This is a genomic window from Paraburkholderia azotifigens (assembly GCF_007995085.1).
In the GTDB taxonomy this organism is placed as follows: Bacteria; Pseudomonadota; Gammaproteobacteria; order Burkholderiales; family Burkholderiaceae; genus Paraburkholderia; species Paraburkholderia azotifigens.
On record NZ_VOQS01000003.1, the window covers coordinates 405,657 to 431,779 of the forward strand.

A 26,123-nucleotide genomic window follows, 5' to 3' on the forward strand; every position below is an offset into this window, starting at 1 on the left:
GATGGAACAGATGACATTCGACTATCCGGCGCAACGTGCGATCACGACGCGCGCGCATGTGGGCGTCGTCGGATCCGGCGACCTCGAAGTGCTGCTGGCGCCCGCCGATGCGATGAAAGCGACGGTGACCGTGCGCACCAGCGTCGACGGCTATGGGCACATCTGGAAGAGCGTGCTCGACCGCTTCTTCACGCGCTATGACGGCGCGGCGCAGATCGAAATCAACGACTTCGGCGCGACGCCGGGCGTCGTGGCGCTGCGGCTCGCGGAAGCCGCCGAAGCGGCAGACCAGGGAGCGGGCTCATGAGCACGGCAACACTTCAGCATGCGCCCGCGCTGCGCGACAGCTTCATCGAATTGACGGCGCGCGAGCGCGCCCGTGCACTGCTCGACGAAGGCACGTTCCGCGAACTGCTCGGTCCGTTCGACCGCATCGAATCGCCGTGGCTGCCGTTGCAGGGCATCGTCTGTCAGGCCGACGACGGCGCGGTGATCGCACGCGGCACGATCGATGGCCAGCCGGCCGTGATCGCCGCGATCGAATCGGCGTTCCAGGGCGGCAGCATCGGCGAAGTGTCGGGCAGCAAGATCGCGGCGGCGCTCGAACTGGCGCTGCGCGACTGCGAGCGCGGCAAGATCGTGCGCCCCGTCGTGTTGTTCGAAACGGGCGGCGTGCGTCTGCAGGAAGCGAATCTCGGACTGGCCGTGATCGCCGAGATGCAGGCGGCCATCGTCGCGTTGCGGCGTTACGTGCCCGTGGTCGGCGTGATCGCGGGCATGGTCGGCTGCTTCGGCGGCATGTCGCTAGCGGCGGGGCTGTGCTCGTATCTGATCGCGACCAGACAGGGACGCCTCGGCATGAACGGCCCCGAAGTGATCGAGCAGGAAGCGGGCATCGAAGAACTCGATTCGAGCGACCGCCGCCGCGTGTGGCAGATGATCGGCGGCGAACAGCGTGTGGCGACAGGACTCGCCGACACCCTCGTCGACGACGACGCGCATGCCGTGCGCGACGCGATTCGCGACGTGTTCGCGCGCGGCGTGCCGCAAGCGCCCCGCACGGAACAGGTGAGCGCGTATCTGGAACGCCTCGCGCGTATCGATCCCGCCGACGTCACGCCGCAAACGATGCGCAGCGTGTTCGACACAACCGAAGCGGCCGCGCCGCGCAAGGAGCAATCATGAGCGGCACAGCAGACACGCGCGGCATGCGCTGGTTCACGGCGCTGGCAGGCGTTACGTCGACGCACGCGCCTGTGTGGTCCGGCGAGGCCGCGCTGGGCGGCGAAACGGCGAGCTTTTTCTCGATCGTGCCGGACGCCGGCAATCGCTTCCCGCGCGCACGCGATAACGTCGTCGGACTCGAACAGGGCTGGAAACTCGCGCAAGCCGTGCGCGCGGCGGTGGCGCAAGATGCGTCGTCGGAACATAAGCGCCCCATCGTCGCGATCGTCGATGTGAAGAGTCAGGCGTACGGCTATCGCGAAGAGACGCTCGGCATCCATCTGGCGTGCGCCGCCGCCGTCGATGCATATGCGAGCGCGCGCGACGCCGGGCACCCTGTCGTCGCGCTGATCGTCGGACCCGCGATGTCGGGGGCGTTTCTCGCGCACGGCTATCAGGCGAACCGGATCGTCGCGCTCGATGCTCCCGGCACGATGGTGCACGCGATGGGCAAAGAGGCGGCCGCGCGCGTCACGCGCCGCACGGTCGAAGATCTCGACAAACTCGGCGAAACCATCACGCCGATGTCGTACACATTGGCGTCGTTTGCCAAGCTCGGCTTGCTCGATACGCTGATCGAAGGCGTCGATGCCGATGCGCCGACGCAAGCGCAGATCGAACGCGTGCGAGGCGTGCTCGCCGAGGCCGTGCAAGGTGCGCGCTCGGATACGACGCGCGGACTGTCGCGGCGGCTCGAGTCGGAGACGGCCAGGAAGACACGCGCGGCGTCGATCGAAGTGCGGCGGAGGCTCGCCGAACAGTGGGACGCTGCGTGATGCGGGTGTGCGCCACTGCGCCGTTCGCGCCCGCCAATGTGCTCTCTCCGGGCGACACACGCTGGCACGCGCATGACATTCTGCGCGTGCGGCGGCTCGAAGCGTTCGACAACGAACCGGCGTGGGTCCGCGATGCGTTCGCGCGCGCGCCGTTCGTCGTCGTGCGGCGGGCGCAGGCGGTGGCGGGATATGTCGCGGCCGGCGTGCGCGGCGCGGCGCGCAATGAGCGGTACGGGACGTGGACGCGCAGCGAAGATATCGAGGCTGTGCTCAATCCCGAAGCGCTGTTGTCGCTTCGCTCTGCTCTTGCGCCAGAGCGTGCTGCGTTGCCAGTCTTCGTCGCGCTCGATGCGCTGTGTCGCGAGCCGTCGTATCCGGGCTCGTATCCGCGCTCGTATGTCTGGGGGCCAACTGGAAGCGCCGGTTTCGAACTCGCGACAGGGGTACAGACTGTCACCGCGAACAGCGATCTCGATCTGTTGATACGGATGCCGAATCGTTTGACTCACGACGAAGCGGCACGAATCCAGGCTCTGCTCGACCAGCATGCAGCGCAAGCAGGCGTGCGCATCGACGCGCAACTCGAAACGCCGGCGGGTGGTGTGGCGCTCGCCGAATATGCCTCCGGCAAAGCTCGCGTGATGGCGCGGCATGCAGGCGGCCCACAGCTCGTCGCCGATCCCTGGGCGCTGTCTTCGGCGTACCCGTGATGCTCGCTTTTCTTTTCCCCGGCCAGGGCGCGCAATCCGAAGGTTTTCTACATCGTCTCGGCACGCATGCGGCGATTCAGGCGACGCTCGACGAAGCGTGCAACGTGCTCGATGTCGATGTGCTGACGCTCGACACGCGCGCCGCGCTCGAATCGACCGTCGCCGTGCAGACCGGCTTGCTGATCGCGGGCGTCGCGATGCAGCGTGCGCTTGCCGCGGAAGGCCTCGCCCCAGAATTGAGCGCGGGTCTGTCCGTGGGCGCTTACGCGGCCGCCGTGAGCTGCGGCGCGATCGCTTTCGCCGACGCATTGCGCATGGTGCGCAAGCGCGCCGAACTGATGGAGACCGCGTATCCGAATGGCTACGGCCTGTCCGCAATTGCGGGGCTGACGGAACATGAAGTTGAACGGCTCGCCGATGCGCAAGCGCATGAGCTGGACGGCCGCGTCTACGTCGGCAATGTGAACGCGCCGCGCCAGATCGTCGTGGCTGGCTCGGACGCGGCGCTCGACGCATTTAACGCGCGTGCGCTCGCAGCCGGCGCGCGCAAGGCGACGCGGCTTGCCGTCAGCGTGCCGTCGCATTGCGAACTGCTCGCCGCAGCCGCCGATGCGCTGATCGACTACGCGCGCAATGTGCCGTTTCGCGCGCCGTCGAGCGGCTATATCGGCAATCGCGGCGGCCGCGCCCTCTACACGGCAGACGCCCTGCGCGACGACCTCGCCACCAACATGCGCCATACGGTCCGCTGGTTCGACGCGCTGAGCGTGATGGTCGAAATGGGCGCGAAGGTTTTCGTCGAAGCACCGCCCGGCCAGGTGCTGACGGATATCCTCCGCGACCAATATCCGGAGGCGGCGGCGCTCGCAGCGAGCACGTTGCCCTTCGAGCGGCTCGCGCCGACTCTCCGGCGACGCCTCGAATCGGCCGTCTGAAACAGATTCCTTATGCGCATAAATTTTTTAAACTCTTAATGCGCGTGTAGCAAACAAGCGTACGAATCACGCGAATCAGCGCGGCGTCACGAAGCGGAACGTCAGGTTCACACGTTCGCCCTGCACTTTCGGCTCTTTCGGCACGCGATGCCGCCATTCGGCCTGCGTGCGTCCGCGCATCACGAACAGGCTCCCGCCCTTCAGCGGATACGACTGCACGACGCGCGTCTTGTTGTGCTGCAGATCGAAGCGGCGCGTCGAACCGAGGCTCACCGACGCGATCACCGGTTCCTTGCCTAGCTCGGGCTCGCGGTCCGCGTGCCAGCCCATGCTGTCGGCGCCGCTGCGATAGCGGTTGAGCAGCACACTGTTGAACGGCGCGCCGCATGTTGCCTCGACGGCGGCTTTAAGCTCGGCGACGGCGGGCGTCCACGCCGATGGCTCGTTGCGGATGCCCGAGTACACATAGACGGCGTCGGGCTCGCCTTGCCACGCGGTGAGCCGCGGCAGCGGCACTTTTCCTGCCGGCGTGAACATCGAATCCTGCTGCCACGACACTTCCGCGACGATGCGCGCCAGCAGTTGTCTAGCGGCATCGGCGGAAAGCCAGTCGGGAAACCACGCCACATCGGGTATCGGCAAATCGTCGAACAGATCGGCGGACATCGTCTTTCGATCGCGAGCCGATGCGCTCGCGACACTCTCTTTCACGGGAACAGTGGTGATTATCGAACGCGCCATGGCTGCGCGTCACCCGCGCAGCTTGCGCTTTCATTCGTATCTCTGTCGCTGGCGGCGTCCGCGATTCAACTCGTCAGCATCGCGACGTAGAACACGATTGCGCCGATCAGCGCGCCAACGAAGCAGAAACCCTCTTCCGCTTCATCGCCGCGCGAGCGCAGCCAGGCGCCCACGACGCCGAACAGTCCCGCCACGCCGAGCGCGACGAACACCATCACCACATAGAACAGTGCCGTGCGCCCAAGCTCGGAAAAGTCGATGTACCGCACGCTGTAGTAGACGCCGAGCGCCATCAGCGACAGCACGACCATAGGCAGCATCACATGGCTGCCTTCATGCCCGATGTGATGTTCGCGATGCGTGAATCGTGTCGTTTTCATCGTTCGTCCCCCCCAGACCGCAAGCCCGGTTGGCTATCAAGCGCGCTCGCCGGGAGTGTCTCGCGCACCCGGCGGACGGGGAGCGGGACGCGAGGCCTGCCATCGGCAGTCGCTCAATTTCAGAATAGTCCGTTCGGATGCCCAATTCAATAGCCATTTAATAGACATTTAATCGGCAGGACGAAGAACTTCCGACGTTTGATCTGCTGCACCGCAACGAGTCCTATAGAGGCCACATCGCAGGCCGCGTTGCACCCCATCCGGCCGCTTTCGGCAGACGCGCGGAAGTACTTGTAGAATGACTGGCCGCCGTTTTTATGCCGGCGTACGCTGTCAGCGAGTCACCTTCCGCGCGCCGTCCGCGCCCCGCTCCCATCTATGCGCCGCCTATCGTTCTTCATCCGGATCATCGTCATCGGCATCCTGCTGCACGTCTATGTCGGCATCCGGATCATTCCTGAGCTGCCCGTCGACGCCGCCGTAAAAACGCTGTGCGCGTTGTGGCTCGTGCTGTCAGTGCTGCTGATTCCCGTCGGCATGATCGCGCGCTCGATCCAGCGGCAGCCGCTCGGCGACCGGCTCGCGTGGGCCGGGCTGATCGCGCTGGGTCTTTTTTCGTCGTTGCTCGTGCTGACTTTCGCACGCGAGTTGTTCCTGCTCGCCGTCCTGATCGTTCATTCGATCTCGCCGCAAGCCGTGGACCCGGCGCGCTGGGTCGTCGACAGCGCCATCGCCGTCCCTCTGCTCGCGCTGCTGTCCACGGCCATCGGCTTTTTCAACGCGCGGCGGCGCGCGCGCGTCGTATCGATCGACGTGCCGATCGACGATCTGCCGGATGAATTGCATGGCTTCACGATCGTGCAGATCAGCGATATCCACGTCGGTCCGACCATCAAGCGCGGTTACGTCGATGCCATCGTCGATGCGGTGAATCGCCTGGAACCCGATCTGATTGCAGTCACGGGCGATATCGTCGACGGCAGCGTCGAGCATCTCGCCGATCACACGCGGCCGCTGTCGCGGCTGAGCGCGCGGCATGGCGCGTATCTGGTGACGGGGAATCACGAATACTATTCGGGCGCCGATGCGTGGATCGCCGAGTTCCAGCGGCTCGGCCTGCATGTGCTGCTAAACGAGCATGTCGTCGTCGAGCACGATGGCGCGCAGGCGGTGATCGCCGGCGTCACCGATTATTCGGCGGGTCATTTCGATCCCGCGCACGAGAGCGACCCGGCTGCCGCGCTCGAAGGCGCGCCCGGCGATGTGCTGATCAAGGTGCTGCTCGCGCATCAGCCGCGCTCGGCGGAAGCCGCCGCCGATGCGGGCTTCACGCTGCAACTGTCCGGCCATACGCATGGCGGACAGTTCTTTCCGTGGAATTTCGCGGTGCGTCTGCAGCAGCCTTTTGTCGCCGGGCTCGCGCGGCTCGATAACCTGTGGGTCTATACGAGCCGCGGCACCGGGTATTGGGGACCGCCCAAGCGTCTGGGCGCGCCGTCGGAAATCACGCGTTTGCGTCTGGTCGGCAGCGGCGCCTGATACGCGTCAGTTCATTGCGTCACGCTGTGCATCACGCCGTGAGCTTTTGCTCCGGCAGCATCGATCCCGTTTCCTGGAAGCGCGCGTGCCATGCGAACGCTTCGCGCAGCACGTGCGGCGTCTGGCCGCCCAGGCGAAGCGCGTCGCGATAGTAGTCGCGCAGCAGATCCCGATACAACGGATGCACGCAGCGATCGATGATCAGCGACGCACGCTCGCGCGGCGCCAGTCCGCGCAGATCGGCGAGACCGATTTCCGTCACGACGATATCGACGTCATGCTCGTTATGGTCGACGTGCGGCACCATCGGTACGACGCTCGAAATCGCGCCGTCCTTTGCGATCGACTTCGTCGCGAAGATCGCGCACGACGCATTGCGCGCGAAATCGCCCGATCCGCCGATGCCGTTCATCATGTGCGTGCCGCCCACATGCGTCGAGTTCACGTTGCCGTAGATGTCGAACTCGAGCGCCGTGTTCAGCGCGATCAGACCAAGACGCCGAATCACTTCCGGATGGTTGCTGACTTCCTGCGGGCGCAGCACGAGACGGTCGCGATAGCGCGCGAGATCGCCGAATACCTGCGCCTGGCGCTTCTCCGTCAACGTGATCGATGCACCCGACGCGAACGTCACCTTGCCGGCGTCCATCAGATCGAAAGTCGAATCCTGCAGGACTTCGGAATAGATCGAAAACGGCTCGAACGGCGAGTCGGCGAAACCGGCCAGCACCGCATTCGCAATCGTGCCGATGCCTGCCTGTAACGGCGGCAACGGAGAAGGCATGCGTCCGTGCGCCACTTCATGCTGCAGGAACTCGATCAGATGGCGGGCGATGCGTGCCGTGTCTTCGTCGGCGGGCAGCGCGGTCGACGGACTGTCGGGCTTGTCCGTGATGACGATCGCGGCGATTTTTTCAGGCGGAATCTCGATCGACGTCGTTCCGACGCGGTCGTTCGGACGCACGACGGGCAGCGGCTCGCGATGCGGGCGGCGGCCGGGAATCCAGATGTCGTGCAGCCCTTCGAGCGCGAGCGGCTGCGCCAGATTGATTTCGACGATCACCTTGTCCGCGAGAATCGCGAAGCTCGCCGAATTGCCGACGGAAGTGGTCGGCACGATGCCGCCCTTCTCCGTGATCGCAACGGCTTCGATGATCGCGACGTCGAGCTTGCCGAGCTGACCAGCGCGCAGCATTTCGACCGTCTCCGACAGATGCTGGTCGACGAACATCACGTCGCCGCGATTGATCGCCTTGCGCAAGGTGTTGTCGACCTGGAACGGCAGACGGCGCGCAAGCACGCCGGCATCCGTCAACAGGCTGTCGACGCCGTGACCGAGCGATGCGCCCGTCATCAGCGTGATGCGCAGCGGCTTGCCCTCGTTGCGCGCGCGTTCGGCGAGCGCGACGGGCACTGCTTTCGCGTCGCCCGCGCGCGTGAAGCCGCTCGCGCCGACGCGCATACCGTCGCTAATGAGCAGCGCTGCCTGCGCCGCCGATGTGATCTTGCCGCGCAACGCGGCACAGCGAATCCGGTCTTCGTACATGAATGAAAGTCTCTCCGATGTCTTGCTCACGACAGCTGAAGTGCACGTCTTATTGTCGGTGTGCGTCGTCCCGCTGTCGTTCGATTCCGCTTTATCCGTTGATGCCGCTCAGGATGACTGCGCAATGTCGCTCTGATCAGCTACCGAAATACATCACGCAGTAGCTCACGGGACCGACACACTCATTGGCCTTCTTTGCCGGTTTCGCGACGGGACGCTGCGCGTCGGGTTGAGCGACGCGCGCTGCGTTCGCTTGAGCAACCTGCTGCGCGCTATCGTCCGCCGGCGCCGTCTGCGCGTGCGCAAGCGCCGCGGCGGACAACGAACAGGCCATCAGGACCAACTTCAGCGCTTTCATTTCAATCTCTCCAGTTGTTTCAAAGACTGCGTAAGCAGTGATTCGACTATAGGACTGCGATCGGCGCGGATTAAGAGGGCGGCTGGAAGTGATTCTTCCAGGTTGCGGCAAGATCAGCGCGCGTCGAACGGCGCGTCTTTGTCGAGCAGCGCCGTGCGGATGAAATGCAGGCAACTGAGGATGCGTTGCTGATCGTGGCGCCGGTCGCGATCCGTGTGGACGGCTTCCAGCACTTGCTGCACGACGCGCATCGCCGCGCGCACCGAGATCTGCGCTCTGTCTGCATGGGCCTTGTCGGGCCGCTCGAAGAGTTCGGCGAGATCGCGCGTGACGCGATCGAGCGATGGTTTCCAGCGGGAATGCATATCGCCCGCATAGGTTGCATGCTCGATTTCGCTGCGCAGGTCGATCGCCGCGTGGCCCACTTCGAGTGTGACGAGCATCCATCTGAGCGCCCGACGATGCCGCCGCGAGCGTTTGGGCAGCAGCATGCGCAACTGGTGCATGAGATCGTGCGTGCTCGACTGGAAGCGCTGTGCGAGACCCGTCAGCGGCGCCGTGCAGGCGAGCGTGATCTGGCTGCGCAGATCGCCTTCGATACGCGTGGTCAGCCACGGCATCTGCACGGGGAAAACGATGGCTGCGCCCACGGCCGCTACGAGCATCGCGACGACGATCGCGATGCCGTTGTTGATCAGCAGATCGGGCGCGTAGACGACGACGTTGTCCGGCGCGGCAAGCAGACAGAAAAAAACAGTGAAGCCGACGCCATAGCCCGCTGTTTTCGTTCGCGACGCGAAGAAGGTGCCCGCCGCAAGCAAAGGCGCGAGCATCGCGCACAGCAGCGGAAAGCCGTCGATGGCGGGATACAGATAACACGTGACCAGATAGCCGGCCATTGTTGCGCACGCCGCGCCGACGGACATCTGCAACGCGAGCTTGACGGGATTCGGTGCCGACGACGTCAGCGCGCAGGTGAGCGCCGCGCCGATCACGGCCATGCCGCCGCCCGGCCAGTTCGTCGCTATCCAGAACGCGCTCACCGTCCCGACGACAGCCGCCGTGCGCGCGAACGTGCACGCGACCACGAAGGCATTGGTGCGGCTCACGTAACGCACAGCTGGGCGCTCGCGGGCCGGATTGTGATTGGTCTCCAGCGACGCGTAGGTGTCGACATAGCGAATGAACTCGACGACAAAGCGGTACAGCAGTTCTCCCGCAGTATCGAAATCAGGCAGACATTGCGGATCGCCCGATTCCAGCGGGCGCCGTGTGGCGCGCATTCTGGCGGGCAAAGTCGACTGGAAGGTCTTGAGTCTGATTGCGACGCGGGCGGCGTCGGAGGAATCGAAACGACGTTCGCTGTGCGCGCCAAGCATTTGCGAAAGCTCGCGAAAATACGGTGCAGTCGCTTGCTCGACCTGGGCTTGCGCGTTGCCGCGCAAGCGCTTTCTCAATTGATGCAGCGCGTGGAGACGGGCGCAGACGTCCATGAATTCGTGGTTCAATCTTGCGAGTACCTGACTGCGCGAGCGCATGCCAGGATCTTCGAAGGCGGCAAAAGCACGCGTCGCCTCGAAGCCGACCACTTCGTCGACGAGGTCCGCGAAATAGCGCTCCGACGCGCCCCGCTCGACGGCTCCATCCAGCACTTTCACCGCGAAGGCACTAAAATTGAGATGCCTCGATTGCAGCGCGTTTTGCAGCGCGAGGCTGGAGCGGCGCGGCATGATCAGCGCGCTGACGGCAGCCGAACAGACGATGCCGATGGCCACTTCGGCGGCACGCGTCAACGCGGCGAGAAACAGGCCATTCGGTTCCATCACGGTCGGAATGCCAATCAGCGCCGCGGTGTAGCCAGCCAGCACGAAGCCATACCACCGAAAATGCCGATACCTGACGGCCGCCGCCACGCAAGCACCCATCCACGCCGTGATGCCGAGCATGTACAACTCGGGCTGCTGCGCGAACAGTGCGCCGAGCAAGAGCGCGGCCAGCATGCCGATGAATGTCCCGACGATCCGATAAAAACTCTTCGCGAGCACCATGCCGCTGAACGGCTGCATCAAGACGAACACCGTCGTCATGGCGGTGCGCGGTTGCTGCAGTTCGAGCAGCATCGCGATTCCCAGCGCGAGCAGCGCGGCCGTCACGGTCTTGAAGAGATGAAGCCAGGTGAGTCCGTCGGTGGTCGACCATTCCTTGCCGGCATCGAAGATCGCGCGCGAAATGCCAGTGGTCCACCCGAATGTATCGGGAGACGCTTGCTTGATCGCATGCTGGCGTTTCATGGACTAATACCCCGCGGGGTTTGTTGTCGGAGGAATGCGTGGGACGAACCCACACATGCCTATCCTGAAGGCGCCGATTGTAGGAGCCGACGATGCGGGAATTAATGGGAGGCGCCGGGAACATCCCTTCCAGATCTCTCAACAATGGCGGCCCGCGACAGGCGGACAATAACGGTTTGATGCCGATCAAGAAGGATTGATGGATACGTTACAAAACATGCGCGTGTTCGTGCGCGTCGTCGAAGCGGGCAGCTTCACGGGCGCGGCGCAATCACTCAATACGACGACGGGCGCGATGTCGCGTGCGGTTTCAGAACTCGAGGCCCATTTGCGGACGCGTCTGCTAAATCGCTCGACACGGCGCCTTGCACTGACGACGGCCGGTGAGCGATATCTGAAGCGATGTCAGCAGATTCTTGCTGATGTCGATAATGCGGAAGAAGAAGCGAGTGGCGCGCATGAGCGTCCGGCGGGCGTGCTGCGCATGCATAGTTTTGCGAGCATCGGACAGCATTATGTGTTGCCGGCCATTTCGCGATATCGCGCGCTGTATCCCGAGGTGGCCGTCGAGCTGACGCTCTCGCAGCAATTGCCGGATCTCTTCGAAGGCAGCGCTGATGTGGCTGTGGTGGGTGCGTCGACGTTGCCTGATTCGGATCTCGTGTCGCTGCTGCTTGGGACGACGTTTAGCATTCTGTGCGCGTCGCCAGCGTACATCCATGCGCACGATGCGCCTAAGACGCCCGCCGATCTGCTGCATCACGACTGTCTGTTGCTCAAGACGCCTGCGTTTCCCACCAGTGAGTGGACGCTCGAAGGGCCTAACGGCAATGAAGTGCTGAATGTGAATGGGCCGGTGCAGGTGAATATCGCTGAATCGCTGATCGTGGCGATACGTGAAGGGATTGGAATCGGGATGCTGCCGTTGTACGCGGCCATCGACGGATTGCGCACCGGGTCTCTCGTACGCGTGCTGCCGGAATACACACTGCAAAAGATGAATATTTATGCGCTGTATCCGTCGCGCAAGTTCATCGACGCGAAAACGCGGACCTGGGTCGAGTTTTTGCGGACGCATCTGCCGCAGGTTATTGCCCGCGATGTCGCGCTGCTAGGTGAAGTCGGACGGCAGGATGGGGTCAGCGATGCGCTTCATGCGAGTTGATTGGAGCGTTGCTGGTAAGTATTGAGTTTGCGTGTGCGGCGCTGGCGATTTTCTTTTGTTCTTTTCGCCAGCGTGTTTTGGCTGTTCGAGACGATGGCAGGATCGGACGTCGCGTTCTCGTGATGTCGATCTTGCCTTTGTTCTTTTGTGGGAGCACGCCGCGCGGTCAGACGAAATGCCGGTTGTCGTTGCCTGACGCGGTTCCGGCACAGTGGAATTTGGCTGGTACAAATAGTGAAGCACAAACGCCACGACCCCGCTTTTGAGGGCGGGGGTCTTGGACTGGGTAAGGAGCCTGACGATTACCTACTTTCACACGGGCAATCCGCACTATCATCGGCGTGGAGTCGTTTCACGGTCCTGTTCGGGATGGGAAGGGGTGGTACCGACTCGCTATGGTCATCAGGCATGACGGGTTGCTGCGTCGCGGCGGGTTCGGGTGAACCTGGCGCCACAGCCAATCTGGAAGAAGTGTAAAGCGGGGTGTGTTGTTTGTGGCACAACAACGATCACTCAAACATCCTGCATTCCGTGCCCCCTTCGGGGGTGGGATGCCCGTCAGTGCTGAAGCACCAACGATCATCGACACGAAACACACCTGTTATAGGATCAAGCCTTACGGGCAATTAGTATCAGTTAGCTTAACGCATTACTGCGCTTCCACACCTGACCTATCAACGTCCTGGTCTTGAACGACCCTTCAAGGGGCTCGAAGCCCCGGGGATATCTCATCTTAAGGCGAGTTTCCCGCTTAGATGCTTTCAGCGGTTATCTCTTCCGAACATAGCTACCCGGCGATGCCACTGGCGTGACAACCGGTACACCAGAGGTTCGTCCACTCCGGTCCTCTCGTACTAGGAGCAGCCCCCTTCAAATATCCAGCGCCCACGGCAGATAGGGACCAAACTGTCTCACGACGTTTTAAACCCAGCTCACGTACCTCTTTAAATGGCGAACAGCCATACCCTTGGGACCGGCTACAGCCCCAGGATGAGATGAGCCGACATCGAGGTGCCAAACACCGCCGTCGATATGAACTCTTGGGCGGTATCAGCCTGTTATCCCCAGAGTACCTTTTATCCGTTGAGCGATGGCCCTTCCATACAGAACCACCGGATCACTATGACCTGCTTTCGCACCTGCTCGACTTGTCGGTCTCGCAGTTAAGCACGCTTATGCCATTGCACTATCAGCACGATTTCCGACCGTACCTAGCGTACCTTCGTACTCCTCCGTTACACTTTGGGAGGAGACCGCCCCAGTCAAACTGCCCACCATGCACTGTCCCCGACCCGGATCACGGGCCAAGGTTAGAACCTCAAACAAACCAGGGTGGTATTTCAAGGACGGCTCCACGCAAACTGGCGTTCACGCTTCATAGCCTCCCACCTATCCTACACAGATCGGTTCAAAGTCCAATGCAAAGCTACAGTAAAGGTTCATGGGGTCTTTCCGTCTAGCCGCGGGGAGATTGCATCATCACAAACACTTCAACTTCGCTGAGTCTCGGGAGGAGACAGTGTGGCCATCGTTACGCCATTCGTGCAGGTCGGAACTTACCCGACAAGGAATTTCGCTACCTTAGGACCGTTATAGTTACGGCCGCCGTTTACCGGGACTTCAATCAAGAGCTTGCACCCCATCATTTAATCTTCCGGCACCGGGCAGGCGTCACACCCTATACGTCCACTTTCGTGTTTGCAGAGTGCTGTGTTTTTATTAAACAGTCGCAGCCACCAGTTTATTGCAACCCCTTCACCCTCCGCCCGCAGGGGCGTCAAGCTACAGGGGCGTACCTTATCCCGAAGTTACGGTACCAATTTGCCGAGTTCCTTCTCCCGAGTTCTCTCAAGCGCCTTAGAATACTCATCTCGCCCACCTGTGTCGGTTTGCGGTACGGTCAATGTGAAACTGAAGCTTAGAGGCTTTTCCTGGAACCCCTTCCGATTGCTTCGCTCCCGAAGGAGCTCGCGCCACGCCCTTGAATCCCGTGCCCGGATTTGCCAGAGCACCTTCTCCAACGCAGCGACCGGGACTTCCAACACCCGGACAACCTTCCGCGATCCGTCCCCCCATCGCATTTCACACTGGTGCAGGAATATTGACCTGCTTCCCATCAGCTACGCATTTCTGCCTCGCCTTAGGGGCCGACTCACCCTACGCCGATGAACGTTGCGTAGGAAACCTTGGGCTTACGGCGAGGGGGCCTTTCACCCCCTTTATCGCTACTCATGTCAGCATTCGCACTTCCGATACCTCCAGCACGCTTTTCAACGCACCTTCGCAGGCTTACGGAACGCTCTCCTACCATGCGTGCAAAGCACGCATCCGCAGCTTCGGTATATGGCTTAGCCCCGTTACATCTTCCGCGCAGGACGACTCGATCAGTGAGCTATTACGCTTTCTTTAAAGGGTGGCTGCTTCTAAGCCAACCTCCTGACTGTTTTAGCCTTCCCACTTCGTTTCCCACTTAGCCATATTTGGGGACCTTAGCTGGCGGTCTGGGTTGTTTCCCTCTTGACACCGGACGTTAGCACCCGATGTCTGTCTCCCGTGATTGCACTCTTCGGTATTCGGAGTTTGCTATGGCGAGGTAATCCGCAATGGACCCCTCAACCATGACAGTGCTCTACCCCCGAAGGTGATACACGAGGCACTACCTAAATAGTTTTCGGAGAGAACCAGCTATTTCCAGGTTTGTTTAGCCTTTCACCCCTATCCACAGCTCATCCCCTAACTTTTCAACGTTAGTGGGTTCGGACCTCCAGTACGTGTTACCGCACCTTCATCCTGGCCATGGATAGATCACCTGGTTTCGGGTCTACACCCAGCGACTGAATCGCCCTGTTCGGACTCGCTTTCGCTACGCCTGCCCTAATCGGTTAAGCTCGCCACTGAATGTAAGTCGCTGACCCATTATACAAAAGGTACGCCGTCACCCCTTGCGAGGCTCCGACTGTTTGTATGCATGCGGTTTCAGGATCTGTTTCACTCCCCTCCCGGGGTTCTTTTCGCCTTTCCCTCACGGTACTGGTTCACTATCGGTCGATCACGAGTATTTAGCCTTGGAGGATGGTCCCCCCATCTTCAGACAGGATTTCACGTGTCCCGCCCTACTTGTCGTACACCTAGTTCTTTCATGATGTTTTCGCCTACGGGGCTATCACCCACTATGGCCGCACTTTCCAGAGCGTTTGGCTAACACCACAAATAAAGAGTACAGGCTGGTCCCATTTCGCTCGCCACTACTTTGGGAATCTCGGTTGATTTCTTTTCCTGCGGTTACTTAGATGTTTCAGTTCACCGCGTTCGCTCCACGCAGCCTATGTATTCAGCTGCGGGTGACCCATACGGGCCGGGTTTCCCCATTCGGATATCGGTGGATCAAAGCTCGTTTGCCAGCTCCCCACCGCTTTTCGCAGGCTACCGCGTCCTTCATCGCCTGTGATCGCCAAGGCATCCACCACATGCACTTGTTCGCTTGACCCTATAACGGGTGTGTCTCTTGCAAGAACCACTCGCTACAGGCTGAGTATTCGCGTTGTGCCGTATTCCAAGGCTGTCTTTCGACAACCCTTAAAATACATCGATACAATCACAACCCTGATTCACCTACTCATGTACCCATCTCTAAGTACACTTTCGTGAATCTCTTTACTACTTCTTCCTGATTGTTAAAGAACGACAGCCGATATCTAACTGCAATACCGCATCTGACTGGCTCAATTGCCAATGCAGAGTCTTCTGCTTCATGCAGACCACTGTGCATTGGGAATTGGTGGAGGATGACGGGATCGAACCGACGACCCCCTGCTTGCAAAGCAGGTGCTCTCCCAGCTGAGCTAATCCCCCAGTCATACAGCGCACAGAGGACGTCCAGCCAGTGATCGAGCCAACCACACCAGACAAGGCAATGGTGGGTCTGGATGGATTCGAACCATCGACCCCCGCCTTATCAAGACGGTGCTCTAACCGACTGAGCTACAGACCCCTGAGCCTGTCTTCAAACAACAGCCGACAAGTGTGAGCACTCAACTTTGAAACGCTAGCTCTGGAAAGGAGGTGATCCAGCCGCACCTTCCGATACGGCTACCTTGTTACGACTTCACCCCAGTCATGAATCCTACCGTGGTGACCGTCCTCCTTGCGGTTAGACTAGCCACTTCTGGTAAAACCCACTCCCATGGTGTGACGGGCGGTGTGTACAAGACCCGGGAACGTATTCACCGCGGCATGCTGATCCGCGATTACTAGCGATTCCAGCTTCACGCAGTCGAGTTGCAGACTGCGATCCGGACTACGATCGGTTTTCTGGGATTGGCTCCACCTCGCGGCTTGGCAACCCTCTGTTCCGACCATTGTATGACGTGTGAAGCCCTACCCATAAGGGCCATGAGGACTTGACGTCATCCCCACCTTCCTCCGGTTTGTCACCGGCAGTCTCCCTAGAGTGCTCTTGCGTAGCAACTAGGGACAAGGGTTGCGCTCGTTGCGGGACTTAACCCAACATCTCACGACACGAGCTGACGACAGCCATGCAGCACCTGTGTTACGGCTCCCTTTCGGGCACTCCCACCTCTCAGCAGGATTCCGTACATGTCAAGGGTAGGTAAGGTTTTTCGCGTTGCATCGAATTAATCCACATCATCCACCGCTTGTGCGGGTCCCCGTCAATTCCTTTGAGTTTTAATCTTGCGACCGTACTCCCCAGGCGGTCAACTTCACGCGTTAGCTACGTTACCAAGTCAATGAAGACCCGACAACTAGTTGACATCGTTTAGGGCGTGGACTACCAGGGTATCTAATCCTGTTTGCTCCCCACGCTTTCGTGCATGAGCGTCAGTATTGGCCCAGGGGGCTGCCTTCGCCATCGGTATTCCTCCACATCTCTACGCATTTCACTGCTACACGTGGAATTCTACCCCCTCTGCCATACTCTAGCCCGCCAGTCACCAATGCAGTTCCCAGGTTAAGCCCGGGGATTTCACATCGGTCTTAGCGAACCGCCTGCGCACGCTTTACGCCCAGTAATTCCGATTAACGCTCGCACCCTACGTATTACCGCGGCTGCTGGCACGTAGTTAGCCGGTGCTTATTCTTCCGGTACCGTCATCCCACCACCATATTAGGGCGATGGTTTTCTTTCCGGACAAAAGTGCTTTACAACCCGAAGGCCTTCTTCACACACGCGGCATTGCTGGATCAGGGTTGCCCCCATTGTCCAAAATTCCCCACTGCTGCCTCCCGTAGGAGTCTGGGCCGTGTCTCAGTCCCAGTGTGGCTGGTCGTCCTCTCAGACCAGCTACAGATCGTCGCCTTGGTAGGCCTTTACCCCACCAACTAGCTAATCTGCCATCGGCCGCCCCTTGAGCGCGAGGTCCGAAGATCCCCCGCTTTCCTCCATAGAGCGTATGCGGTATTAATCCGGCTTTCGCCGGGCTATCCCCCACTCCAGGACACGTTCCGATGTATTACTCACCCGTTCGCCACTCGCCACCAGGGTTGCCCCCGTGCTGCCGTCCGACTTGCATGTGTAAGGCATGCCGCCAGCGTTCAATCTGAGCCAGGATCAAACTCTTCAGTTCAAACCTGTTACTGTTGTTCGGGCTCTTTCGAACCCGGTCGCTCACTCAAAATCACTGACAGATGATTCGACCGAACCTCTCGGCTCCATCAAACCTTCCTCAATTTCTTTCTGTGTGAGACTCGATTACTTTCGCTATCTCGGCGACCCGAAGATCGCCGCGCGCCGCCATCGAGCACCCACACTTATCGGCTGTTAGTTTTTAAAGAACATTCGCAGAAAGCGCCTTGCTTTCACCGCGTTGCTGCATCAGCAGCAGAGAAACGAGATTATGAAGAACCTTTTTCGTTTCGTCAACCGGTTTTTTTAACTTCTCAACCTGCCGACTCCACCGGAAAGCCCGTCAATGCTGGCTCTCCCGCCCTTCTTCGCTTCTCCCGCGCCACGTTGTCCGCAGCGCGAAAGACCGAAATTCTAGGCGCTTAACTGCCCGCTTGCAAGCGCTTTTTGGATATGCGTAAAACACATGTCACATGAGGCAGCTAGCGCCCTCAAACAGCCGCATGCCGCTCCATCACACGCGACACCAAATTCATATAGTGATCGAGATCCGGCGTCTCGCGATTTGCCTCCTTCGCGAGATCGTCCCAGCGACGCAATCGCAGCGCATCCTCCGCAAACGGCTTATTCAGAAATGCCTGCGCCTCATCGTCGCTGAAAACGCCGCCTTGCAATTCGAGACTGCGCACAGAATCCGCCGACAACTTCCCAAAGTAGGCTTCATCGATCGCACACAGGCAGCGCTTCGCGTCGACATGCAAACGGATCGGCTCCAGCACCGCCTCCGGTAGAACAGGCCGCAGAAACGGCAGCGCGAAATACTGATGCAGATCGTCGATGCCACGCGCCGTCGGCGTTTCGCCCTGCCGGTTCAGCAAATGCCCGAGGTCATGCAGGAAAGCCGCCGCGACCAGCTCTTCGGAAGCGCCTTCCGATTCCGCCAGCGCGCCGCTCTGCAATGCGTGCTCGAGCTGCGTCACCGGTTCGCCGCTATAAGCAAGTTGGCCGTGCGCCTCGAACAATCCGCGAATATCGTCCAGATTCAATGCCACAACATCACTCCCACGGAAGAGAAAACGTCTTGAGGTTCGTGAAGCTCTTCATGGCCTCCTGCACGCCTTCCTTGTAACCAAGGCCCGAGTCCTTGATCCCGCCGAACGGCGTCAGTTCGACGCGATACCCCGGCACTTCCCACACGTTCACCGTGCCGACGCGCAGCTCGTTGATGAACCGCGGAATCGCGTCCTGGCGGTTCGTGCACAACCCGCACGACAAGCCGAACGGCGTGCCGTTGCTAATACGGATGGCATCGTCGATCGTATCGAACGTGATGATGGGCGACACGGGGCCGAAAGTTTCTTCGCGGATCAGTGTCATCGACGGATCGACCTGATCGACGACCGTCGGCGCATACAACGCGCCCTTGCGCTGATTGCCCGCCAACAAACGCGCGCCCTGCGCAACGGCCTCATTCACACGCGATTCGAACAGGCGCGCCGCCTCGGCATCGATCACGGTGCCCATCTGGTTCGACTCGTCGAACGGATCGCCATACGTCCATTCACGCGTCTTCTCGACGACCAGTTCCGTGAAGCGCGCCGCGATGCTCTTCTGCACGATCATCCGCTTGACGGCCGTGCAACGCTGCCCCGAGTTCTTGTACGAACCTTGCACGGCCAGCGCAGCCGCCCGCTCGACGTCGGCGTCGTCGAGCACGATCAGCGGATCGTTGCCGCCGAGTTCCAGAACGACGCGCCGGTAGCCCGCGCGCTCGGCGATATGCTTGCCGATCGCCACGCCGCCCGTAAATGTCACGAGTTCGGCGAGCGGATTGGTGATCAGTTCATCCGCGATTTCGCGCGGATCGCCAGTGAGCACCTGCAGCATCGGCGAAGGCAGACCGGCCTCATACAGAATGTCGGCGAGAAAGTACGCCGACAACGGCACCTTCTCGGAAGGCTTCAGAATCACGCGATTATTCGTCGCAATCGACGGCGCAATCTTGTGCGCGACCTGGTTCATTGGGTGATTGAACGGCGTGATCGCGACGATCACGCCCGCGAGCGGATCGCGCTGTGTGAACACGCGACGTTTCTTGCCATGCGGCGTCAGATCGCACGAAAAGCTCTGACCGTCATCGCGCAGCGCTTCGATCGAAGCAAACTTCAGCACGTCGGCGACGCGCCCGATCTCATAGCGCGAATCCTGCTTCGACAAACCCGATTCGAGCGTGATCAGATCCGACGCTTGTTCGAGCCGCTCGCGCAACAGAATGCCGGCGCGTTCGAGAATCTGCGAGCGCTCATAGCGCGTGAGCTTCGCCTGATAAGCCGACGCGTAGTCGAACGCGGCGCGCACATCGTCGACGCTCGCCATCGGCACCGTGCCGACGCGCATGCCCGTGTACGGATCGAGCACATCGAGCGTGCGCGAGCGCGCAGCGCGCTCGCCCTTCAGACGCAGCGCTTCCGCGCGAAACGCGGGATGGTCGTTGGACTGCACGATAGCGTTCATGCTGCCGCCACGTGGTTGAGCGCGATATCGAACACGTCGAAATTGCGCAGACGCTTGCCCGCGACGCGCGCTTCGTCGATGTGTCGATTGAAGATCAGCGGCACCACCTGCTCGGAAATGCCGCCGTGCGAACGCAGCGGCACGGTCAGCCCCGACAGGTCATGCTCGTCGCGACGCGTGCCGAGCGCCGTGTTCTTTTTGCTCACGACCACGATGTCGCCCACGCGATCGTTCGGCAACTCGAAACGCTCGCACGCCGCCTTGTTGTCGAGCACGACTTCGATATCGTTCAAGCCGCCAAGCCGTTCGATCACCTGACGCGCATTCGCATCCGCGGGCAGATAGATCGTCGCGAACGAACCGAGCGCGCCGTGATGGACGACGTAAGGGTCGGTGATGGGCAGAATCACACGGGCCGCGCGCGCGCCGAGCCATTCGTCCATCACGTCCTGCAGATAGATCACGTTCGGCTCGCCCGTTTGCGGATCGTGCTTTGCGTTCATGCCGTGATCGGCGGTAAGGCCGATCACCCAGCCGAGCGCGTCGAGCTGCGACAGATAACCGTCCATCATCGCGTAGAACGCGTTCGCGCCTTCCGTGCCGGGCGCCCACTTGTGCTGGATGTAGTCGGTGGTCGACAGATACATCAGGTCGAGCTTGCGTGTCTGCGCGAGCCGCACGCCCGCGGCAAACACGAACTCCGACAAGCCCGCGCTATACACGTCAGGCAAGGGCAAGCCGACCAGATCGAGTACTTCGTCGATGCCGTTTTCTTCGAGCGTCACCTTGTCGGCTTTTTCCGCCGAGAAACAGATGCCCGTCATCCCGTTGCCGAGCAGGCGGCGCAGCTTGTCTTTGGCGGTCACGACGGCGACAGCGGCGCCCGCATCGGCGGCGGCTGCGAGCAGCGTCGGCGCGCGCAGGTAGGCGGGATCGTTCATCATCACTTCCGCACCCTGGCCGTCATTGGCCTGCGGATCCCAGAAGTAATTGCCGCAGATGCCATGCACGGACGGCGGCACACCGCACACGATCGACAGGTTGTTCGGGTTGGTGAACGACGGAATCACGCAGTCCGCCTTGAACGCCGCGCCGTCGCGCAGCATCTTGCCGATGAACGGCGCGACGCCCGCCTCGACGGCGGCCTCGAGATAGTCGTACTCGCAGCCGTCGACGCACACGACCACCGTCGGCTTCGCGGGCAGCCGGTAGCTGCGGCCATTCACTTCAACCATACGTCCGGCCTGGATTGCGGATTTGCTCACCATTGCACTCTTCCCTACGCGTCGCCGACGCGTGTTCTTCATCCGTTCAGGCGAGCAGCGCGCTCAACCCGTTGTCATCGTCATCACTTGCGTCCGCCGCGCGCGGCTCCGCAGCCTCGTGTGCGCGCCGCCTGCCGCCGTCCACGTGCGCGAGCATGTGTCGCGCGGCTTCGTCCGCGTCGCGCGCAGCCAGCGCCGACAGAATCGCGCGATGCTCGGCCAGCGACTGCCTCATCGCACCGGAGCGAACACCGAGCGCAGCACGCCGGAACAGACTCAGTTCGCCGACCAGCCTGCGATACGTCTCGTACAGCTTGCCGTTGCCCGCCGTCGCGACGATCGCGTCGTGAAACGCGACGTTCGAGCGTGTGTACGCATCGTGATCGCCGGCATCCAGCGCGGCGCGCATCGCTTCGACATGCGCGCGCAAGGCCGCCAGTTGCGCGGCATCGATGCGCGGCGCGAGCATCCGGCACGCTGCCTCTTCGAGCACGGCGCGTACCGCGTAGATTTCGTCGGCTTCCGCCAGCGACACCGTCCGCACGAACACGCCGCGGTTCTTCTCGTTGCGCACGAGTCCCGCCTGCTCCAGCGCGCGAAACGCCTCGCGCACGGGACCACGCGACACCTGCAGCCGCGCGGCCCATTCGGCTTCGTTCAATTTCTCGCCCGGCGCCAGCTTGCCGTCGACGATGTGGCGCTCGATCTCGTCGCGCACCAGCGCCGTCAGCGAATGCCGCCGAACCACGTCGATTTTGTCGTCCGAGCCAATTTCCATATTTTCGGTCATTTCGACAATATTTGCCACACCAATGTGCACGGCGTGCCGACGTCGGCACACCTCACGAAAAAATCAGGAAACGTTGACGATCAATCCACGCGGCGACGCGGCACGCGGGCGGCAATCAGAAGCAGCGAGGCCAGCGACGCGACCAGCAAAATCAGCGAAAGTGCCGAGGCCGGCAGGTAATAGCCGCGCTCCACCTGCCCGACGACGACGATCGGCACGGTCGCGAAACCAGGCGGATACACGGTGAGCGTCGCGCCGAGTTCGCCGAGCGACAGCGCGAAGCCGAGCGCGAGCGACGCGCGGATCGCGGGCACCAGTTGCGGCAGCACGACGCGGCGCAGCACCATCGACGGCGGCGCACCGAGGCTCGCGGCCGCTTCGCGCAATACGGTCAGTTCGGGGCGCAGCGCCGCCGCCGCGCAGCGATAGCAGAACGGCAGAACCAGCGCGAGCTGCACGAACACGACGATGGCAGCGGAACTCGACAGATCGACGGGCTTCTTGTGATACGCAATCAGCACGGCCAGCCCGAGCACGACGCTCGGCACGCCGTTGGGCACCATCGCGATCGTATCGACGAGCGCGCCGAGTCCGCGCCGGTCGCGCCCTTCGAGCGCCAGCGCGAGCCACAGGCCGAGTATCGTGCCGAGAATCGCCACGCCGAAGCCGATTTGCAGACTGGTGACGAGCGCATCGAAATCGCTGCCGCCGAGCCGCTCGAACCAGCGCATGCTGAAGCCGTCGGGCAGGATCGTGCCCGACCAGTGCGCGGCGACGCTCGACAGCGCGACCACGATCACGGGCAGCACGAACAGCCAGAAACACAGCAGCGCGGCGAATCCCATGAAGAGCGCGCCCGCGGCGCGCACGAAGAGTCCGTGCTGAACGGGCCGCGCGCGATGATGCACGGCAGGCAGAACGGTTTGATCGACGTCGGACATTACTTCGCTCCTCCCACCTTGCGCTTGTTGACCTGGCGGTAGAGCGCGTACAACGACAGCGACATCGCCAGCATCACGACGGCGCCCGCCGCCGCTGCCGGCAGATCGAGATCGACGGTCGCCGAGCTATAGATCGCCACGGGCAGCGTGATCAGGTGCGCACTGCCGAGCACGAGCAGAATGCCGAACTCGTTCAACGTCAGCAGAAAGCACAGGATCGTGCCCGCCGCGATGCCCGGCCACGCGAGCGGCAGAATCACGCGAAACGCGACCATCCAGCCGTTCGCGCCGAGACTGCGCGCGGCTTCGATCAGCCGCATGTCGAGCAGCGCGAACGAAGCAAGCGTGGGGCGCACGACGAACGGCGCGTAGAACACCACTTCCGCGAGAATCACGCCGCCGATGCCGAACAGGAAATCGAGCGGCGGCGCTTCGAGATGGAACAGACGTTGCAGCCCGATACTCACCGACCCTTGCGATCCGTACAGAAAGATCAGCGTGAACGCGACCAGAAACGACGGGAACGCGACGAACAGTTCCAGAAAGCGCGTCACGAGGCGCGCGCCCGGAAACGGCTTGAAGAACAGCAGCGACGCGAGCGCAACGCCGAGTATCGACGCGAGGCCCGCGCTGGCGAACAGGATCCACAGCGTCGTGCCGATCACGCCGCTCGTCTCCGGATTCTGGAAGAACGTCGAATACGCGTGGAAAGTCAGTCCATGCGCGCCCGTCAGGCTGAGCAGCACCAGACGGATCAGCGGATAGATCACGAGCGGACCGAGCACGACAACCAGCAGAAACAGCAGATGCCATTGCGACAGCCGCTCGCGCCGGCGCTTCGCGGCCGCGTGCGACGCCGCCGTCGCGGCGCGCTGCGCGTCTCGCGACGCGGCGATGGAATCAGGGCTTGATAAGGACGACATCGTCTGCCTCGTAACGCAAGGAGATCCGCGCGCCCTTTTCGGGCGTCACGCCGGTGCCGCGCTGCATCGACACCTGCACGAGGTCGTTCGGCATCGCGTCGAGCGCGACCTGCACCGACAGCACCGAGCCGTACCATTCGACCGTCGCGATCGTGCCGTGCAACTGGCCTTCGCCGAGCGGCACGATGCGCATCGCTTCGGGACGCAGGCACGCGACGCGGTCGCGCTCGCCATAGCGCGCATCGCCGATCGGAAACGCGACGTTCGGCGGCAGCAGATTGGCCGCGCCGAGATAGCGCGCGACGAACGCGTCGCTCGGCTGGTCGTACAGTTCCTGCGGTGTGCCGAGCTGCGCGATATGACCTTCGCGCATCAGCAGCGTGCGGTCGGACAGCACGAGCGCGTCGTCCTGGTCGTGCGTCACGCAGACGATCGTCAGATTCGGCAGGCGCTCATGCAGCGCCTTCAGTTCGGAACGCACCGACGCTCGCAGATTGGCGTCGAGCGCGGAAAGGGGTTCGTCGAGCAGCAGCACATCGGGCTCGATCACGAGCGCGCGCGCCAGCGCCACGCGCTGCTGCATGCCGCCCGACAGTTGCGCGGGCATCACGTGGCCGGCATCGCCGAGCTGCACGAGCTTCAGCGCATCAGCGACGCGCCGCGCGATTTCTTTCGCCGGAATGCGCCGCGCGCGCAGACCGAACGCGACGTTCTCGAATACCGACAAATGCGGAAACAGCGCATAGCTCTGGAACAGCAGACCCAGATTGCGCTTGTGCGGCGGCACATGCGTAAGATCGCGGCCCGCGACCGACAGCGTGCCTGCGAGGCCATCCGCTTCGATGAAACCGGCAATGAAACGCAGCAACGTCGTCTTGCCGCAGCCGCTTCGGCCGAGCACGGTCAACAGTTCGCCGCGCTCGATCGTCAGCGACAGATCGTCGAGCACCGTGCGCGAGCCGAAACGCACAGTCAGGTGATCGATCTGCACGCCGCCAGGCGCGCCTGTCTGCGCGACGCCTTCCGCACGCGGCGTGGCGTCGAGCGCGCCGGAACCGGCAAGAGTTGTTGCAGTGTTCACCGGGGCCATCCTCTTACGTTTGGTGACTTTGAATGGCGCGTCACCGCGCCAGCATGCTTGCCGCGCGGCATGACGGCAATCTTCTGCGGGCCGTCATGCCGCGCGCTTTCATCGGACGCCGGAATTACTTCGGCTTGACGACTTCGAGCTGCTTGCCCGAATTGCCGATCACTTCGCTCTTCCAGCGAGCCGTCCAGTCAGCCTTCTTCGCCATCACCTGATTCCAGTCGACGGGGATCAGCTTGACGCCGGAAATCGCCTGCTTGACGGCCGCGCCGTTCTTGCCCGACAGCGGCACGTCGGTGCGGCCCGGAATGCCGAAGATATCCGGCACCTTGGCCTGCACTTCCGTCGACATCAGATAGTCGATCAGCTTCTTGCCTCCCGCCTGGTTCGGACCGTTCTTGATCAGGCCGATTGCGTACGGCAGCTGGAACGTGGTCGGCTGCCCGCCCGCCTCCGCCGCGAGGAAGATCGGCTTGAGCGACAGACCGCCGTTGGCTGCGTCGTCGAGATCCATCTGCAAGTCGCCGTTCGCCACCGCGATTTCGTTACGCGAGAGCAGCACGTCGAGATAACCCGTGCCCTTCGTGTGGAACTTCGCGCTCTGCTCGAGCTTCTTCAGGTAGTCGAACGCCTTGTCTTCGCCCATCAGCGACGTCGTCAGGATGATCACGGCCATGCCGTCGCCCGCCGTCGCCGGATTCGAGTAAGCGACCTTGCCGCTGTAGTCCGGGTGCAGCAGGTCGGCGAACGTCTTCGGCTGGTTCTTCACGACTTCCGGGTTGATCGCGAACGAGAAATAGTTGTTCACGAACGTCGCCCATGCACCGTCCGGCGCCTTCGCGATGGCGGGCACGTTCTTGTAGTTCACGCTCTGATAGTTCTGCAGCAGCCCGCCCTGCGCCGCCTGCTGGATGAACGGCGGCAGCGTGACGATCACGTCGGCCTTCGGCGCGTCCTTTTCGACGGTCGCGCGGTTCACGACTTCGCCGCTGCCCGCCGTCACGATGTTCACCTTCACGCCTTCCTGCTTCTCGAACGCGGGCAGCACGTCCTTGTAGAGATTCTCGAGTCCGTCAGCCGTGTACAGCACGACGGCGCCCGCTGCGTGCGCGGACATCGCGCCGCCGAACGCGGCTGCCGCGACCAGCGCGGGCAACAGCTTGCGCGCGTGGCGAGCGATCTGACCCGTCGAGCGATGGTGATCCGTCTTCTTCATGTCGTTCTCTCCGAAAGGCAAAAAACCTGTGGGTAACCCGATAGTGGTGGTGTCCGGACAGCGCTTCGGGGGCGCTTTCCGCCTGACGTCGCGGCCGAAGCCGCGCAGATTGCAGATTGCTGACAACTTTTTTTGCGG

General features: G+C 61.9%; 20 protein-coding genes, 2 tRNA genes and 3 rRNA genes. 7 read left to right on the plus strand and 18 right to left on the minus strand.

The genetic code is table 11. From position 1 onward, the window contains the following. Nucleotide 1 precedes the first annotated feature (1 nt). From FRZ40_RS18980 to mdcH, 5 genes are read left to right on the plus strand one after another with little or no spacing between them, the layout of a single operon-like run. A complete protein-coding gene (locus tag FRZ40_RS18980) occupies nt 2-307 on the plus strand; it encodes a malonate decarboxylase subunit delta (RefSeq protein ID WP_028370768.1) in 306 nt (101 codons plus the stop codon). After that, nucleotides 304-1,185 (plus strand): biotin-independent malonate decarboxylase subunit beta, encoded by an 882-nt coding sequence (locus FRZ40_RS18985; RefSeq protein WP_147235154.1) that lies wholly within the window; start codon nt 304-306, stop codon nt 1,183-1,185. The genes FRZ40_RS18980 and FRZ40_RS18985 overlap by 4 nt, the downstream gene beginning before the upstream one ends. Next, the gene (gene mdcE, locus FRZ40_RS18990) at nt 1,182-2,000 is read left to right on the plus strand and encodes a biotin-independent malonate decarboxylase subunit gamma (protein WP_028370766.1); all 819 of its coding nucleotides are present in this window, start codon (nt 1,182-1,184) and stop codon (nt 1,998-2,000) included. The genes FRZ40_RS18985 and mdcE overlap by 4 nt, the downstream gene beginning before the upstream one ends. Next, entirely contained in the window at nt 2,000-2,710 is a 711-nt protein-coding gene (locus FRZ40_RS18995; protein ID WP_147235156.1) for a malonate decarboxylase holo-ACP synthase, read from the plus strand. The genes mdcE and FRZ40_RS18995 overlap by 1 nt, the downstream gene beginning before the upstream one ends. After that, complete coding sequence (mdcH, locus tag FRZ40_RS19000; protein ID WP_147235158.1) at nt 2,710-3,645, plus strand: malonate decarboxylase subunit epsilon; 936 nt, start codon at nt 2,710-2,712, stop codon at nt 3,643-3,645. The genes FRZ40_RS18995 and mdcH overlap by 1 nt, the downstream gene beginning before the upstream one ends. Nucleotides 3,646-3,720: 75 nt before the next feature. On the opposite strand, the gene FRZ40_RS19005 is transcribed toward mdcH, so the two are convergent. Both FRZ40_RS19005 and FRZ40_RS19010 read right to left on the minus strand, forming a co-directional pair. Then, a complete protein-coding gene (locus FRZ40_RS19005; protein ID WP_147235159.1) occupies nt 3,721-4,311 on the minus strand; it encodes an alpha-ketoglutarate-dependent dioxygenase AlkB family protein in 591 nt (196 codons plus the stop codon). Nucleotides 4,312-4,451: 140 nt separating this feature from the next. Further along, nucleotides 4,452-4,766: a hypothetical protein gene (locus FRZ40_RS19010; protein WP_028370762.1), complete on the minus strand. Its 315-nt coding sequence runs from the start codon at nt 4,764-4,766 to the stop codon at nt 4,452-4,454. 378 nt (nt 4,767-5,144) lie between these two features. Here FRZ40_RS19010 and FRZ40_RS19015 point away from each other — a divergent pair, with 378 nt between their 5' ends. After that, nucleotides 5,145-6,305 (plus strand): metallophosphoesterase, encoded by a 1,161-nt coding sequence (locus tag FRZ40_RS19015; RefSeq protein WP_028370761.1) that lies wholly within the window; start codon nt 5,145-5,147, stop codon nt 6,303-6,305. A gap of 31 nt (nt 6,306-6,336) precedes the next feature. On the opposite strand, the gene FRZ40_RS19020 is transcribed toward FRZ40_RS19015, so the two are convergent. The 3 genes from FRZ40_RS19020 to FRZ40_RS19030 form a co-directional block, all read right to left on the minus strand. Next, the gene (locus FRZ40_RS19020) at nt 6,337-7,851 is read right to left on the minus strand and encodes an acetyl-CoA hydrolase/transferase family protein (RefSeq protein ID WP_147236735.1); all 1,515 of its coding nucleotides are present in this window, start codon (nt 7,849-7,851) and stop codon (nt 6,337-6,339) included. 136 nt (nt 7,852-7,987) lie between these two features. Further along, on the minus strand, nt 7,988-8,209 hold the full coding sequence (locus FRZ40_RS19025; protein ID WP_028370759.1) for a hypothetical protein: 222 nt from the start codon (nt 8,207-8,209) through the stop codon (nt 7,988-7,990). Nucleotides 8,210-8,322: 113 nt separating this feature from the next. Next, a complete protein-coding gene (locus FRZ40_RS19030) occupies nt 8,323-10,500 on the minus strand; it encodes an FUSC family protein (RefSeq protein ID WP_147235161.1) in 2,178 nt (725 codons plus the stop codon). Nucleotides 10,501-10,699: 199 nt separating this feature from the next. Between FRZ40_RS19030 and FRZ40_RS19035 the strand changes: the two genes are divergently transcribed. Beyond that, nucleotides 10,700-11,665, plus strand: a complete 966-nt coding sequence (locus FRZ40_RS19035; RefSeq protein WP_028371563.1) for a LysR family transcriptional regulator — start codon at nt 10,700-10,702, stop codon at nt 11,663-11,665. Between the two features lie 293 nt (nt 11,666-11,958). Here FRZ40_RS19035 and rrf read toward each other — a convergent pair. The 13 genes from rrf to phnS form a co-directional block, all read right to left on the minus strand. Next, nucleotides 11,959-12,072 (minus strand): 5S ribosomal RNA (gene rrf, locus FRZ40_RS19040). A gap of 198 nt (nt 12,073-12,270) precedes the next feature. Next, nucleotides 12,271-15,152: ribosomal RNA gene (locus FRZ40_RS19045) — 23S ribosomal RNA — on the minus strand. 289 nt (nt 15,153-15,441) lie between these two features. Next, nucleotides 15,442-15,517 (minus strand) — tRNA-Ala (locus tag FRZ40_RS19050). 62 nt (nt 15,518-15,579) lie between these two features. Beyond that, nucleotides 15,580-15,656, minus strand: a tRNA-Ile gene (locus FRZ40_RS19055). 64 nt (nt 15,657-15,720) lie between these two features. Beyond that, nucleotides 15,721-17,250: ribosomal RNA gene (locus FRZ40_RS19060) — 16S ribosomal RNA — on the minus strand. The 16S, 23S and 5S rRNA genes sit together here with 2 tRNA genes alongside, the layout of an rRNA operon. 490 nt (nt 17,251-17,740) lie before the next feature. Next, nucleotides 17,741-18,301 (minus strand): phosphonate degradation HD-domain oxygenase, encoded by a 561-nt coding sequence (locus tag FRZ40_RS19065; protein ID WP_147235162.1) that lies wholly within the window; start codon nt 18,299-18,301, stop codon nt 17,741-17,743. Between the two features lie 4 nt (nt 18,302-18,305). After that, the gene (gene phnY / locus FRZ40_RS19070) at nt 18,306-19,763 is read right to left on the minus strand and encodes a phosphonoacetaldehyde dehydrogenase (protein ID WP_028370574.1); all 1,458 of its coding nucleotides are present in this window, start codon (nt 19,761-19,763) and stop codon (nt 18,306-18,308) included. Then, nucleotides 19,760-21,031 carry a phosphonoacetate hydrolase gene (gene phnA / locus FRZ40_RS19075; RefSeq protein ID WP_147235164.1) on the minus strand — a complete coding sequence of 424 codons (1,272 nt, stop codon included), beginning with the start codon at nt 21,029-21,031 and terminating at the stop codon, nt 19,760-19,762. Before phnA ends, phnY begins: the two co-directional genes overlap by 4 nt. A 43-nt stretch (nt 21,032-21,074) precedes the next feature. After that, complete coding sequence (locus FRZ40_RS19080; protein WP_147235166.1) at nt 21,075-21,818, minus strand: phosphonate utilization associated transcriptional regulator; 744 nt, start codon at nt 21,816-21,818, stop codon at nt 21,075-21,077. Nucleotides 21,819-21,898: 80 nt separating this feature from the next. Then, entirely contained in the window at nt 21,899-22,759 is an 861-nt protein-coding gene (phnV, locus tag FRZ40_RS19085) for a 2-aminoethylphosphonate ABC transport system, membrane component PhnV (protein ID WP_147235167.1), read from the minus strand. Continuing rightward, the gene (locus FRZ40_RS19090; RefSeq protein ID WP_147235169.1) at nt 22,759-23,682 is read right to left on the minus strand and encodes a 2-aminoethylphosphonate ABC transporter permease subunit; all 924 of its coding nucleotides are present in this window, start codon (nt 23,680-23,682) and stop codon (nt 22,759-22,761) included. Before FRZ40_RS19090 ends, phnV begins: the two co-directional genes overlap by 1 nt. After that, nucleotides 23,660-24,763, minus strand: a complete 1,104-nt coding sequence (phnT, locus tag FRZ40_RS19095) for a 2-aminoethylphosphonate ABC transport system ATP-binding subunit PhnT (protein ID WP_147235171.1) — start codon at nt 24,761-24,763, stop codon at nt 23,660-23,662. The genes FRZ40_RS19090 and phnT overlap by 23 nt, the downstream gene beginning before the upstream one ends. 124 nt (nt 24,764-24,887) lie before the next feature. Next, nucleotides 24,888-25,985, minus strand: a complete 1,098-nt coding sequence (phnS, locus tag FRZ40_RS19100) for a 2-aminoethylphosphonate ABC transporter substrate-binding protein (protein WP_028370580.1) — start codon at nt 25,983-25,985, stop codon at nt 24,888-24,890. Nucleotides 25,986-26,123 lie beyond the last annotated feature (138 nt).

Bases quoted from the DNA above. Each gene is read 5' to 3' on its own strand.
- FRZ40_RS18980 (WP_028370768.1), top strand. From the start codon at position 2: ATGGAACAGATGACATTCGACTATCCGGCGCAACGTGCGATCACGACG.
- FRZ40_RS18985 (WP_147235154.1), top strand. From the start codon at position 304: ATGAGCACGGCAACACTTCAGCATGCGCCCGCGCTGCGCGACAGCTTC.
- mdcE (WP_028370766.1), top strand. From the start codon at position 1,182: ATGAGCGGCACAGCAGACACGCGCGGCATGCGCTGGTTCACGGCGCTG.
- FRZ40_RS18995 (WP_147235156.1), top strand. From the start codon at position 2,000: ATGCGGGTGTGCGCCACTGCGCCGTTCGCGCCCGCCAATGTGCTCTCT.
- mdcH (WP_147235158.1), top strand. From the start codon at position 2,710: ATGCTCGCTTTTCTTTTCCCCGGCCAGGGCGCGCAATCCGAAGGTTTT.
- FRZ40_RS19005 (WP_147235159.1), bottom strand. From the start codon at position 4,311: ATGTCCGCCGATCTGTTCGACGATTTGCCGATACCCGATGTGGCGTGG.
- FRZ40_RS19010 (WP_028370762.1), bottom strand. From the start codon at position 4,766: ATGAAAACGACACGATTCACGCATCGCGAACATCACATCGGGCATGAA.
- FRZ40_RS19015 (WP_028370761.1), top strand. From the start codon at position 5,145: ATGCGCCGCCTATCGTTCTTCATCCGGATCATCGTCATCGGCATCCTG.
- FRZ40_RS19020 (WP_147236735.1), bottom strand. From the start codon at position 7,851: ATGTACGAAGACCGGATTCGCTGTGCCGCGTTGCGCGGCAAGATCACA.
- FRZ40_RS19025 (WP_028370759.1), bottom strand. From the start codon at position 8,209: ATGAAAGCGCTGAAGTTGGTCCTGATGGCCTGTTCGTTGTCCGCCGCG.
- FRZ40_RS19030 (WP_147235161.1), bottom strand. From the start codon at position 10,500: ATGAAACGCCAGCATGCGATCAAGCAAGCGTCTCCCGATACATTCGGG.
- FRZ40_RS19035 (WP_028371563.1), top strand. From the start codon at position 10,700: ATGGATACGTTACAAAACATGCGCGTGTTCGTGCGCGTCGTCGAAGCG.
- phnY (WP_028370574.1), bottom strand. From the start codon at position 19,763: ATGAACGCTATCGTGCAGTCCAACGACCATCCCGCGTTTCGCGCGGAA.
- phnA (WP_147235164.1), bottom strand. From the start codon at position 21,031: ATGGTGAGCAAATCCGCAATCCAGGCCGGACGTATGGTTGAAGTGAAT.
- FRZ40_RS19080 (WP_147235166.1), bottom strand. From the start codon at position 21,818: ATGACCGAAAATATGGAAATTGGCTCGGACGACAAAATCGACGTGGTT.
- phnV (WP_147235167.1), bottom strand. From the start codon at position 22,759: ATGTCCGACGTCGATCAAACCGTTCTGCCTGCCGTGCATCATCGCGCG.
- FRZ40_RS19090 (WP_147235169.1), bottom strand. From the start codon at position 23,682: ATGTCGTCCTTATCAAGCCCTGATTCCATCGCCGCGTCGCGAGACGCG.
- phnS (WP_028370580.1), bottom strand. From the start codon at position 25,985: ATGAAGAAGACGGATCACCATCGCTCGACGGGTCAGATCGCTCGCCAC.